Here is a 13,274-nt window from a genome sequence, read left to right on the forward strand (position 1 = left end):
ATCTAGATTTATTGAACCCCAAGTTACTCCGCAAAGTAATCGGCTAAAAAGCTATCGAAATCGACGCTGTCGGCGTCTTCAATCGCTTTTTGCTCTTGGTGGGACTGGGCAACACTTTGCTCAAAATGAGTTAAATTATAGTGTCGATATTGATGCTCACTGAGGCTTTGCGCGTGTTGCTTAGCAATATCTAAAGCGAAGCCAGTTAAGCTTTCACCTTGTTCAACCACTTTCGCTAAAATTTGCGCCGATGGCGTTAAGTTTGCATCGAGTATTTTACTGCGCTCAGTGGCTAGTGCGGCCTGATAAACGTCCGTTTGATGTGCTTGGTCTAACAGTGCAGCCACCTCAGCCATATCATCACACAGCGTTTGGCCCCAGTTGATAATGGAAACCTGCTGCTCACTGTCGCCCTCTCGGGCTAAAGTCAGCTCAGGATCGCGACCTCGAACGACAACTTCATCCATATTGCGCTCTAGTGTTTCCTGCGTTTTGCTGTTTAGCGTTGGGCTCGGCTTTAACGCGCAGTAAGTTAGGAAAATATCAAGGAAATGCACTTGCTCTAGACTAATACCGGTATCGGCAAACGGATTCACGTCGAGTGCGCGCACTTCAATGTATTCAACACCTCGATTCTCCAGCGCCTCTGATGGTTTCTCACCAGATTTGGCAATTTGCTTAGGTCGAATTGGGGCGTAAAGTTCGTTTTCTATCTGCAAGACATTGCTGTTCAATTGCTGATATTCACCGTCTTTCTTAATACCAATTTTAGCAAATTGCTCAGAGCTCAAACTAATCGCTTTTTGCACTTGCTTAACATAGCTGTCGATTTGGTTGTAACAGATATACAGCGCCGCTTGGTCACTGTTGGTATAGCCTAAATCACTCATTCTCAACGATGTCGCGTATGGCAGATATAAGTAGCCATTGGCCGATTTTTCAAAAGGCAACACGGTTTCTTTGCCCTGTAAAAACGATGGGCAAATCGCCGGTGAACTGCCGTATAAGTAGGGAATTAGCCAGCAGTAACGCTTGTAGTTGCGAATAAGGGCAAAGTACTTGGCGGAAATATAGTCTTGCTCTGAACGGCTATCACCCTCAAACACCTGCAAGGTCTGCCAAAACGACTTAGAAAATGAGAAGTTAAAGTGAATACCAGCGATCACTTGCATCATACTGCCATAACGGTTTTTTAAACCTTGACGGTACACGGTTTTCATTTTACCAATGTTTGAACTGCCGTATTGCGCCAGTGGAATTTTGTCGGCGTCTTCAACAAAACACGGCATACTCATTGGCCACAGCAACTCGCCATCGACTTGAGATAAAGTATACTTTTGGATATCTCTTAGCTGGTTAATCGCCAATTCAGGGCTATGACTGACCGGCGTAATAAACTCCAATAAGGTTTCAGAGTAATCCGTAGTTATTTGCGGATGAGTTAAGGCAGAGCCAAGTTGGTAGTGATGCGGCTGCATAGACAAGCCACCTTCAGGCAATACTCTTAGTGCTTCACGCTCAATGCCTCGGCCAATGCCTGTTAATGCTGCTAAATGCTCTGGTTGCTGAAATTCAGCAAGGTAATCACGAAAAGTAAAAGCCAAAATAACTCCAACGGATTATTAATTTAAACGCCTAAGCACTTGTAAAATAGGCCATTGCCGCGTTCAAAGGTCACAAAAAAAGTCACGAATTAATATCGTCTCTGTTGGGGCGATTACAACTAATTCAACCCCAACCCTGAGGATTCTATTCGGTAAATGTCAATTCAATTATCGGTCGCTGTAAGGTCGCCAATTGTGGTTTCACCTTTGCCCCGTCGCCTACAACGATCCACGACATAGGTTTAGCCAACTCTTTTTTTGCCAACAAGTTAAGCTCTTGCTTAGTTATCGACAAAATAATATTTGTTTGTTTATCACCATAATCTTTTGACAAGCCATAAAGCAACAACTGACGTAAAAAGCCTGCTTTTTGGCTTGGCGTTTCAAAACTCAAGGCTTCGTTTTGCGAAATGGCCTTGCGCATAAATGCCACTTCATCGTCAGTTAAGCCTTGCTCTTGAAACAGCGCTAGCTCTTTTTCAACTTCGCGCATGGCGGCAACGGTATCCGCTTGGTTGACACTGGCGGCAACCTGAAACTGACCAGTACTTTTACCACCGATATAACCGCTTGACGCGCCATAAGTATAGCCTTTGTCTTCTCTTAAATTGAGATTAATACGACTGTTAAACGCGCTGCCAAGTGGGTAATTCATCAATGATGATTTAAAGTGTTCGCCCAAAGCGTCATAAGGCATAGCATGGCGCACTAGCGTAATTGACGACTGCGCAGCGCCAGGCAAGTCAACAAAGTAAATGTTTGCTTCGGTTTGCGGTAAATCAGCACTCACTTGAGGAATTTGATAATCAACTTTGCGCCAGTTAATCAAATATTCGAGCTCTTTGTTCAAGGCTTTTTTACTGACATCACCAACTACCACTAAATTTGCGTGGGCAGGTGAATAGTAGTCTCGGTAAAACGCTTTGACGTCATCAAGTGTAATCTTGTTTATGCTGGTTAAGGTGCCAGAATCGCTGTAGCCAAGCCGATTATTTTGCCCATACAACACTTGTTTAACAGCTTTACTGCTTAAACTTCCAGCATCGCGCAGCCCCTGAGTGAGTCCCTGTAAATGGTGATTTTTAATACGGTCAAAGTCGCTTTGGTCAAATTTCGGATTAAGCAGCACATCCAGCAATAAATTCATGGTTGCTGGTAAGTGCTTGGTTAAGCTAGATACTTGGATATAGGTATAGCGGCCAGAAGCTGATACCGAAATATCACTCCCCAATAAAGCAAGTTCATTTGAGAGCGCTTCTTTGCTGTAGTTAGTGGTGCCCTCTTGCATCATGGCAGCCGTTAAACTCGCTAACCCGGCTTTATCAGTAGCATCGAGCAGCGGCCCACCTTCCATGCTCAAGGTCATACTGACCGTGGGTGTTTCACTGTTTTGCGCAAACAACAGGGTTAAACCGTTGTTAAAACGTTTGCTGGTGTATTTGGGTGTTTTTATTACCGGCCTAGGTCCAGCTGGTGGTATTTTACTGCGGTCAATAGTGCTGGTATTTTTAGCAATCTTGGGCACTAATGGGCGCTGAGTTGGCGGTTGGCTAATATCGGGTAAGCTAAAGTTATCGGCTTGGGCAGGTAAAGAGAATATGTTACCCGTTGCATTGAATTGGCCTTTGTTTTCATCCGATTCGACTGCTGATTTAGGAACAATAGACAATATTGCAGCGCCTTGGCCCTTAATGTATTTTCGATAAACACGGATAACATCAGCTTCGGTAACCTTGTTATAGCGCTCAACTTGTTGGCTCGCCAATGCGGGATTTTGACCAAAAGTTTGATAAAACGCCAGCGATGAGACTTTACCGGCAACGCTTTGCAAGCCGTAAATAGTATCGGTTTCAATACTAACTTTCGTTTTCAACAAATCTTGCTGATTAACACCGCGCTGTTCAAATTCATCAAAGGTGTCGAGAATCGCTTGCTCAAGCTGTGCTAGTGACACTTGTTGCTGCTGGTTGGGAATCGCATAAAAATTCATACGACACGCTAACTCTTTGCACGGGTGTCCTGCGCCTGCTTGAATTGCCATCCCCGACTTAACTAAATTTTGATACAGCAACGAAGTTGGCCCTGCGCCCAAAATATTAGCAAGTACATCAAGTGCCGCTTCGTCTTCATGCATGGCATATACGGTGGGAAACGCCATATAAACAACCGGTAATGCAACATTATCTTCAAAGCTATAGTAGCGATTCTGCGCCAGAGATATTAAAGGCTTTGCCATGCTACTAACTTTAGGTCCCGGGTTAATGTCGGCAAAATAACGATTTACCCAGTGTAGTACTTCAGTTTCATCAAAGTCACCGCCAATCGTCAAGGTTGCATTGTTCGGACCATACCAACGAGAAAAGAACTGTTTCAAGTCCTCGACATTACCGTGGTCAAGATCAGGCAAGTAACCAATCACCGGCCAAGAATAAGGATGTGCTCTTGGGTACAGCATTTGATTAATGGTTTCGTCTAGTCGGCCATATGGTCGGTTATCGACATTTTGTCCGCGCTCATTTTTCACCGTCGCCCGCTGTACTTCGAATTTTTGTTCGGTAATCGCATCGAGTAAATAGCCCATTCGGTCGGCTTCTAACCATAGTACTTTTTCAAGCTGGTTATTGGGTACCGTCTGATAATAGTTCGTGCGATCGGTATTGGTGGTACCGTTTAAGTGACCACCACTTTCGGTGATAATTTTAAAGTGCTGTTCGTCGGCAACATTTTGTGAGCCTTGAAACATCATGTGCTCAAAGAAGTGGGCAAAACCCGATTTACCCAACTGCTCACGTGCGGAGCCAACGTGATAGGTAACGTCGACATGGACCAATGGATCAGAGTCATCGTGGTGTAGCACCACAGTTAAGCCGTTGGCTAAACGATATTTTTTGTAAGGAATGGAAAGCTGGCCACTAACCTTATCAACCTGTTCGACTAACGTTACGCCAGCGGGGATTTCAACCTTTGTTGATTGAGCGAGCTGATGACTACATGCCGACATTAGCGTTATCGCAGCAATTAACCAACCGACAGTAACTGGCTTTGACGTTAATAGCTGTTTTGGCAAAGTGATTAAATCAGAAAAAAAGCCAACAAAAAAAGAGGAAAAGCGATTAGAGATCAAACGGAAACTCACAAGAAAAAATAGTAACTTTAACGGTTGTTCAAGTTTTAATGAGCAGATGATAACAACTAAGTTCATCAATAGCGAACCACTAAACGCTGAACAAGGGTATTTAACCGCATTTTTATTACGGACAATCAAATCAAACTACCTTAGCCAGTGAACTTGAGGTAGAGTAGCGACAATTTTCCATAAAACGTCATTATTTATATGCAAGACAGTGCATTAAGTTTATTACCGCCGATTGCCGCAATTGTTATCGCAGTATGGCGCAAAAACGCGTTCTTTGCTCTTTTAGCTGGCCTTTGGCTGTGCTTTTTTCTGAGTCAATCGTTTTCACTGTGGCAAGGTTCAATTGCTACGGGTGAGAGTATTATCAATGTTTTTAGCAGCTTAGGTAATGTTTATATTGTTAGCTTTAGCTTGCTAATTGGTGCCCTGATCACGTTAATGAACCATTCAGGCGCAGTTAACGGCTTTATCAACAGCTTGAACAGACTCAACTTAGTTACCAATAAAAAGCGCGTCAGTTTACTGCCGACCGTCATTGGCAGTAGCATTTTTACCGATACCAACCTCAGCATGTTCTCTGCTGGTATGGCGAGCCAAAAATTATTTGATCAACACAAATTAAGCCGCGCTCGTTTGGCTTACTTGATTGACTCAACCTGTGCACCGATTAGTATTTTACTCTTGATTAATGGCTGGGGCGCTTACGTTTTAGGTTTGTTGGACGGCTACCAATTAAGCGACCCTGTTGGTGTATTAATCGCCACCATTGGCTACAACTTCTACGCAATTATTGCCGTTGCTTTAGCTTACTACACAGCAATAAGCGGTAAAGTTTACGGGCCGATGAAGCTTTCATCAACAGACAGTGTATCAACGGACGATTTATCAATAGACAAGTCATCAACACCGAGAGCGTCGTCAAACGAACAACAAACTCAAAACCGTCAAGCCAAAGCAAGGGTGATGTGGCTACCTATGCTAACCCTGCTAGCAGTGACATTTGCACTATTGTTTTACACTGGCAATGGTGACATTCGTCGCGGTTCGGGATCATTCTCCGTGTTCTGGGGCATTATCAGTGCACTATCCCTGTTAATTATTATGATCAATAGCTACCGATTGATGTCATTTAGCGAGCAGAGGCAAAGCTTTGTTGAAGGCATCAAGAAAATGGCGCCGGTGGTGGCGATATTAGTGCTATCGTTTGCTTTTGGTGACGGCATTAAAGCCTTAGGCACAGGTTTATACATTAGCCAGTTAATAAGCCCTGATGTACCACTATTTTTAATTGCACCACTGATTTTTATTGCCGCTGGCGCAATGGCATTTTCAACAGGCACCTCGTGGGGCACCTTCGCAGTATTGATTCCAATAGCAATGCCAATTGCCGCGCAAACAGGTTTACCTGTGCCGTTTTTAGTTGCTGCGGTACTCGGCGGCGGTATTTTTGGTGATCATGCCTCGCCTATTTCAGATACCACGATAGTAGCATCACTCGCCAGTGGCTGTGATCACTTCGAACACGTTAAAACACAACTGCCTTACGCCTTAACTGGCGGCGTTTTAACTATTGTTTTATACAGTCTGGTCGGCTTCGCCCTTTAATTTTTCTCAAAAACAATTAACTAGCACCGATAATACTACTGTTGGTGCTAGCTCTCCCTCCCTTCTCTAATTCATTGTTACAGCTAAATTTCAACCTTTAAATCGAAAAAGTTGATTAAGGTAATCGACAACTATTTTCATTTGTCAGCTAAAATAAATTGACTAATATTTGTCCTTAAACTATATTGGACCGACTAATCAGTCGGTTTTAAGTTTTGAAGGTGAAAATGATGAGCACAGCTGCCGAAAATATCGAAACAGTGGTTAATCCAACGATTGCCGAAATGACCAAGAGTTTTAATGAGCTTAATGACTTATACGCGCAAAAAACTTATCCAAGTGTTGATGAGCGTATCAGTCTATTAAAGCAAGTAAAGCAGGCAATGCTAGATCACGAAATTGAATTCTATAAAGCGCTGAATCAAGACTATGGCTACCGCAGTGAATTCGACTCAATGATGGGTGACTTTTTACCGAGTATTGAAAACTTCAACTACGCCATCAAAAAAATTAAAAAATGGACTAAACCCGATCGCCGCCATTCTGGCCTGTTGCTAGCCCCGTCAAAGGTTGAAGTACACTATCAACCACTTGGCGTTGTTGGCATTATCGTGCCATGGAATTTCCCTATTTACTTAAGTATGGGGCCGCTAATTACCGCATTAGCAGCGGGTAATCGCGCTATGATCAAGCTAAGTGAATTCACGCCGGCAATGAATGCGGTATTAATCAAAGCACTAGCACCGTTTAACGACCACGTGCGTATTTTTGAAGGTGAAGCCGATGTTGCGTCAGCCTTCAGTAAACTGGCGTTTGACCATATTTTATTTACCGGTTCAACAACCGTTGGTCGTTTTGTTGCACGCGCCGCTGCCGAGAATTTAACGCCAATAACGTTAGAACTCGGTGGTAAGTCACCGGTAATCATCAATAAGGATGCGGATTTAAACAATGCGGTTCACGCCGTTATGTTAGGTAAATCAATTAACGGTGGACAAATTTGCGTCTCTCCTGATTATGTTTTCATTCCTAAAGAAATGGAACAAGACTTTGTTGAGCTCTACCTCAAAAAGTTTACTGAGTATTACTTAAGCAAAGACAGTGTGCACAACTTTACTCATGTTATTAACGAAAATCAGTTTAAGCGCTTAGCCAGTTATATTGACGATGCCAAAGCTAAAGGTGCGACTATTCACACTTTTGGTGACGATGCCATCAACACCGAAACACGCCGCTTGTTGCCACACTTAATGACGAATGTCACAGACGATATGCTAGTGATGCAAGACGAAATTTTTGGTGCGCTATTACCCATTAAAACGTATGAAAACCTCGATGAAGCCTTAAATTTTATTAGCGCCCGCCCAAGACCATTGGCGCTGTATTTGATGACCAATGACAACCAGTTGAAAAAGCGCATTGTCAATGAAACCCACAGCGGTGGTGTTTGTATTAACGACTCACTGCTTCACGTTGCTGCGGAAGATGCGCCGTTTGGCGGTGTTGGCGACTCAGGTATGGGTCAATATCACGGCATTGAAGGTTTTAGAACATTCTCTAAAGCCAAAACTGTACTTTCAACACCAACGTTTATGCCGCGCAGCCGACTAATGCTGAAAAACCGAGATATGTTCTTCAATACTATTAGAAAGTTGTTTTTAAAATAATGGCAAGTAGCAAACGCGAGCAAATTTTAGCAAGTGCTTTAACGCTGTTTGTCGAGCGAGGGATTAGTGATACTTCAACGGCAAGTATCGCTAAAGGTGCTAGTGTTGCCACCGGCACCTTGTTTCATCACTTTGCCAATAAGCAAGCCATTGTCGACGGTTTATATCGCCATCTAAAAGAGCAAATTGCCAGTCAAATGACCAGCACAGAATCAGAGTTAGATATGTTAGCCAAAGCAAAATCTTATTGGTTAACTTGTCTCAATTGTTTTATCAACAATACTGAAGCGCTCAAGTTTTTTCAGCTTTACTACGCGACGCCGTCTGTAGCAAAAGACAATAAATTTGCCGTTATCAAAGACACCTTTGGCTTTTTCTTAGACTTTATCGACCGCGCCAAGCAAGCGGGACTGTTTATCGACTTGCCACAAGAGTATATAATGAGCCACTGTCAGCAAGGGCTGTTCAATACTGCACAGTTTTTGATTGATTACCCTGAGCACTTTGATGAAATTAAGCGCAAAAGCTTTGAACTTCACTTTGGTGCTCTACTCACTGCTCAAGGACACGCGCAACTTGCCAAAAGTGTTAATGAGATAGACAACAACACTTAGAGGTAGTGCTCAATTCATGTTTGAACTTATTGGCCAGACTGAACACTTCATCGTGGTAAACAAATCAGCTGGCATAGGTTTTCACAACGACGAACAACAAGCTGGTCTTTTTACGACTGTCAGTCAGTTCGCAAAAGATCAGCTTGCCATCAAAGAGCTCTACCCTGTCCATCGCCTCGACAAAATGACCTCGGGTTTGATCCTATTTGCGACCTCACTAAAGGCTGCCAATCAATTTCAACAATTATTCAGTCAGCACCAAGTTGAAAAGTACTATCTGGCTCTTTCGGATAAGAAACCAAAGAAAAAACAAGGCTTGATCAAGGGTGATATGGCGAAAAGCCGCCGCGGTATGTGGAAGCTATTACGCAGCCAAACCAAGCCGGCTATCACTCAGTTTTTTTCCTATAGTTTAGCCAATCAAACTATGGCTACAGAGGCCAAAGATCAGCGTTTATTTATTCTAAAGCCACACTCGGGCAAAACCCATCAAATCAGGGTAGCGTTAACCAGTATTGGCGCCCCGATTAGCGGTGATCAACTTTACTATCCAAACGCAACAGCTGCTGATATAGGTAATCAAGAGCGGGGGTATTTGCACGCTTATGCGCTGCGATTCAAGCTCTTTGACCAAGACTACCAATACCTATTACCGCCAAGCCAAGGGACACTATTTAACGATTCAGGGTTGGCGAGCTTGTTAAAAGAACTCGCTGAGCCTTGGTTGCTTAACTGGCCTAAAATATAGATATTCAGGCTTTAAGCGCAGCTAAAATTTAGCGAACGACAAACCAATTCGATACAAAAAAGCCAGCTCGATAGCTGGCTTTTTAGCATCATACGTTAGCGCACTACAAGATTGAATGAATAAATACAGTGGCAATTGCAACTGGGCAAACAAATTTGATGTACCAAGGCCAAATTTTCCAAAATAGGCTTGATTCTACAGCCTCGTTACCTTGCTTAATTTCAGCCAATAACTCGTTGCGGTACCAAATCCAGCCAGCAAAGACACAACACAACATAGCAATAATGGGTTGGCCGTATTGAGTCGATATAGTCGCGACTAAATCCAACATAAAATCAATATTAGCAACAATGACTACACTTAACGCTAAAATAGCTAAACCTATCATTGTCGTTGCTTTTTTACGTTCAATATCATGGCGTTCAACGGCGTAAGACACTGGCCCTTCAAGCATTGAAATTGACGAAGTTAGTGCCGCTATGGTCATCAATAAGAAAAAGGCAAAACCGATAAATAAACCAATGCCGCCCATGCCGTCAAACAAGCTAGGTAAAACATCAAAGACTAATGTCGGCCCTGAGTTAAGGCTGCCATCGGCAGCAAAAATAGCGACGCCTTGTGCTTGAGCGACATACATGGCAGGAATAATCAGTAACCCAGCTAAGAAAGCAATTGAAACGTCAATCAAGGTCACTTGAGCACCGATGCTGACCATATTTTCTTTTTTACTGATATAAGAACCGTAAATCACCATGACACTAGTACCCAGCGACAATGAGAAAAAGGCCTGACCAAGGGCACTGACCAACAAGTTAGGATCGAGCACACGAGAGATATCTGGATTTAGATAAGCCTCGACACCTTCGCTGGCGCCATCTAGGGTAAAGACATAAATAATCAGTAAAACAAGTAAGCCTATCATCATTGGCATTAGTCGCTTCGACCATTTTTCTATGCCGTTTTCAACCCCTTTTCTAATAATAAAAATGGTCAAAAACATAAATAACACGGTAAACAGTAAATTGCGCTCTAAACTCTGATTAACCACCCAATCAGCCGCTTGATTAGCACCTAGCATTAGAGCTAAGGGTTCAACGGCAAACGACATCATCCAGCCCGCCAAAATACCGTAGAAGCTCAAAATAAGTGCTGCGCAAATAATCCCGCCAAAACCAACGACAAAGCCAAAGCGCTTTTGCCACAAGGTACGAGACATTTTTTGCAATGAAGTGACAGCATTGGCCTGACCGTAACGACCAATCAAAATTTCCGCCATAAACGCCGGATAGGCCAGACAAAACGCTAAAATTAAATAGACTAAAACAAAGGCGGCACCGCCGTTACTAGCGGTTTGGGTTGGAAAGCCCCAAATATTACCTAGCCCAACTGCTGAGCCCGCAGCGGCCATGATAAAACCAATGCGCGAGCTAAACGCTCCTCGAGAAACTGCCATGAAATGCTTCTTCTAATTATTATTAAGTAAACCTAATGTACTGAAAGCCGGCACAAAAGCCTAGTCGACAACAACTAATTTAATCAAAATTTGTAAAGCAAACACAACGTGCTCGCTTTACAACTTGATTCACTAGCTATTAATCGCGGAAGTTGTTGAATTGAAAAGACTGCTCTAAATCGGCTTCGCGCACTAGCTGCATTACCGCTTGTAGCTCATCGCGTTTTTTGCCAGTGACACGAACTTGTTCACCTTGAATTGAAGCTTGTACTTTGAGTTTACTGTCTTTAATCAACTTAACCACTTTCTTGGCAACGGGTTGTTCAATGCCCTCTTTAAACGTGACTTGACAAGTAAAATTTTTGCCTGATTGATCGTGGCTACCAACCGTCATCGCTTTTGCGTCAATTTTGCGTTTTGACAACTGAACGCGCAGCATATCCAACATTTGTTTTAGCTGAAAATCACCTTCACATTTAACCGTGATAATAGGAGATTTCCACTCAAAGCTCGCTTCAACACCGCGAAAATCAAAGCGGGTTGATAATTCTCTGGTCGCGTTTTCAGCCGCATTGCGAACTTCTTCTAAATTAATTTCTGAAACAATGTCAAATGAAGGCATCTATAAATCCTAATTACTAATTTGTTAACCGAGCTATAGTATCAAAAGCCAAAATAAAAGCCACGAACCACCACAATAAAATACGCCTGTGTTACACTCACCTCGACTTTATTTTTGACTCATACCCAAACTACCTCAAGATACGTGATTCAGCGCTGTCACAGGAACTTAATATCAAGGCGCAGCTAGCAGGAATGGTCACTCCCTTTCAATTAGCTGCAACGAAGAGAGTAAGTTCCTGTGAAGCGCCCGAAGGGTTGGTTTAAAAGACAATTTATGCTGCGTTATTGATTTTAACAAGGGAATAACCATTCTTTACAATCAATGCCTTGTCTAAATCGCTTTTAATTCCAACTGAACAAGCATCTTGAGGTCGCTTGGGTATATTTCAACAGGATTAAACACACGTGTTGAGAAAGTATGGGCTTGTTATCAGTCTATTGGTTACCTTTATCACTTTACTGGCGCTCGCGATTATTTATCCCAATGACTTTAAACCAGTATTTAGATTGCCGGAAATTGACCTTATAGGGCACTACTTTGGTTTTCTGTTGTTGGCTGCATTTGTTCAATGGCAGCTTAAGCTAAGGGTACTGACCTGTGTTATTGGCATGAGTTGCTACGCCGGTATCACTGAATTGGTACAAGCTTATTTGGGTTTTCGCAACGGCGCTTGGGATGATTTCATTGCAGATTTACTCGGCATCGCAAGTTTTGGTTTAATAAAGGTTGGTGTCGATTTTTATCAAAGACGTCAGTTAGCTCATACCAATAATGAAATGGACACAAACGAGCAATGAACATTGTTATTGTCGGCGCAGGTGCCATCGGGTTGTTTTGCTATCAACAAATCGCAAAATCAATGGCAATTAAAGCAAAAACTAAAGCGACAGCTAAAGATAACGTTAAGCTCAGCTTACTGACAAAATCGTCATTGACTGACTGCAATAAAGGCCTCCCAAGTCACTTCGAATTTACCGACTTACAAGGCGACACCGAAAGCATTGAGCTGTCGTTTGCAGATAAAACACACTTAACCAATGCTGATATTCTGCTAATTTGCGTAAAATCGTATCAAGTTAAAACAGTGACCGCTGAAATTCACCAAGCTATTAGCAACCATTCGATTAATAAACAATGCGCACTCGTGCTATGTCACAATGGTATGGGCTGTCTTGAAGATATTGAACAATTCAAACTCGCCAATCCAATTTATACTTTGTTGACCACGCACGGTAGCCTCAAGCTCTCAGCAAACCACATAAAACACACGGGCAAAGGACAGTTTGATTTAGGTTTAGTAAAACCTGCTGACGACTTATCAGATAACAGCGCAGCAATTCAGGCTTGTCAAAGTATCACTCAACAGTTGCCAGATTTGCTTGGCAACTGCCACTGGCAGGCAAATATTGTCGCAAGTCAGTGGCGCAAGCTGGCAATAAACTGTGTTATCAACCCAATAACGGCGATTGATGGTGTAGAAAACGGCGCCATCCAGCAGCGACAATATCGCGATAAAATTAAAGCAATTGTTGTCGAGTTGGTAGAAGTAGCCCATGCTCAAGGGCAATTATTTGAGCCGTCAGCTCTGATTGAGACGGTTAATCAAGTTGCGATTGCCACGGCTCAAAACCAATCATCTATGCTTTGTGATGTTTTAGCAAAGCGCGCTACTGAGATCGATTACATCAATGGTTATATTGCCCGCTTGGGCAAGCAACACCAGATAACAACGCCAGTAAACGATGAACTCTGTAAGCAAATAAAGGCTTTAGAGCAAACCTACCTTTAGGTGCTATTTAATTGGCACTACTCAGAGAGGAAA

At 42.9% G+C, this 13,274-nt stretch carries 10 protein-coding genes; 6 read left to right on the top strand and 4 right to left on the bottom strand.

Going from position 1 to position 13,274, the window contains the following annotated elements:
* Nucleotides 1–23: 23 nt before the first annotated feature.
* Nucleotides 24–1,604 (bottom strand): glutamate--cysteine ligase, encoded by a 1,581-nt coding sequence (gene gshA, locus J7384_RS02570; protein WP_209111014.1) that lies wholly within the window; start codon nucleotides 1,602–1,604, stop codon nucleotides 24–26.
* A gap of 145 nt (nucleotides 1,605–1,749) precedes the next feature.
* Entirely contained in the window at nucleotides 1,750–4,869 is a 3,120-nt protein-coding gene (locus tag J7384_RS02575) for a pitrilysin family protein (RefSeq protein WP_209111016.1), read from the bottom strand.
* A 69-nt stretch (nucleotides 4,870–4,938) separates the two neighbouring features.
* On the opposite strand from J7384_RS02575, the gene J7384_RS02580 reads away from it, so the two are divergent.
* The 4 genes from J7384_RS02580 (at nucleotide 4,939) to J7384_RS02595 (ending at nucleotide 9,374) form a co-directional block, all read left to right on the top strand.
* On the top strand, nucleotides 4,939–6,345 hold the full coding sequence (locus J7384_RS02580; RefSeq protein WP_209111018.1) for a Na+/H+ antiporter NhaC family protein: 1,407 nt from the start codon (nucleotides 4,939–4,941) through the stop codon (nucleotides 6,343–6,345).
* A 230-nt stretch (nucleotides 6,346–6,575) separates the two neighbouring features.
* The gene (locus J7384_RS02585) at nucleotides 6,576–8,012 is read left to right on the top strand and encodes a coniferyl aldehyde dehydrogenase (protein WP_209111020.1); all 1,437 of its coding nucleotides are present in this window, start codon (nucleotides 6,576–6,578) and stop codon (nucleotides 8,010–8,012) included.
* Entirely contained in the window at nucleotides 8,012–8,626 is a 615-nt protein-coding gene (locus J7384_RS02590) for a TetR/AcrR family transcriptional regulator (RefSeq protein ID WP_209111026.1), read from the top strand. The genes J7384_RS02585 and J7384_RS02590 overlap by 1 nt, the downstream gene beginning before the upstream one ends.
* Before the next feature lie 16 nt (nucleotides 8,627–8,642).
* Complete coding sequence (locus J7384_RS02595) at nucleotides 8,643–9,374, top strand: TIGR01621 family pseudouridine synthase (RefSeq protein ID WP_209111028.1); 732 nt, start codon at nucleotides 8,643–8,645, stop codon at nucleotides 9,372–9,374.
* Between the two features lie 103 nt (nucleotides 9,375–9,477).
* Here the strand turns inward: J7384_RS02595 and J7384_RS02600 are convergent, their stop codons facing one another.
* Nucleotides 9,478–10,827 (bottom strand): sodium-dependent transporter, encoded by a 1,350-nt coding sequence (locus J7384_RS02600; protein WP_209111030.1) that lies wholly within the window; start codon nucleotides 10,825–10,827, stop codon nucleotides 9,478–9,480.
* A gap of 139 nt (nucleotides 10,828–10,966) precedes the next feature.
* Complete coding sequence (locus J7384_RS02605; RefSeq protein WP_209111031.1) at nucleotides 10,967–11,449, bottom strand: YajQ family cyclic di-GMP-binding protein; 483 nt, start codon at nucleotides 11,447–11,449, stop codon at nucleotides 10,967–10,969.
* Nucleotides 11,450–11,856: 407 nt separating this feature from the next.
* Between J7384_RS02605 and J7384_RS02610 the strand changes: the two genes are divergently transcribed.
* Together J7384_RS02610 and J7384_RS02615 are read left to right on the top strand one after the other, a co-directional pair.
* Nucleotides 11,857–12,249 (top strand): VanZ family protein, encoded by a 393-nt coding sequence (locus J7384_RS02610; protein ID WP_209111033.1) that lies wholly within the window; start codon nucleotides 11,857–11,859, stop codon nucleotides 12,247–12,249.
* Nucleotides 12,246–13,241: a 2-dehydropantoate 2-reductase gene (locus J7384_RS02615; protein WP_209111035.1), complete on the top strand. Its 996-nt coding sequence runs from the start codon at nucleotides 12,246–12,248 to the stop codon at nucleotides 13,239–13,241. The genes J7384_RS02610 and J7384_RS02615 overlap by 4 nt, the downstream gene beginning before the upstream one ends.
* Nucleotides 13,242–13,274: the final 33 nt, after the last annotated feature.

It is taken from the genome of Endozoicomonas sp. G2_1 (assembly GCF_017744155.1).
Classification (GTDB): Bacteria; Pseudomonadota; Gammaproteobacteria; order Enterobacterales; family Alteromonadaceae; genus JAGHQT01.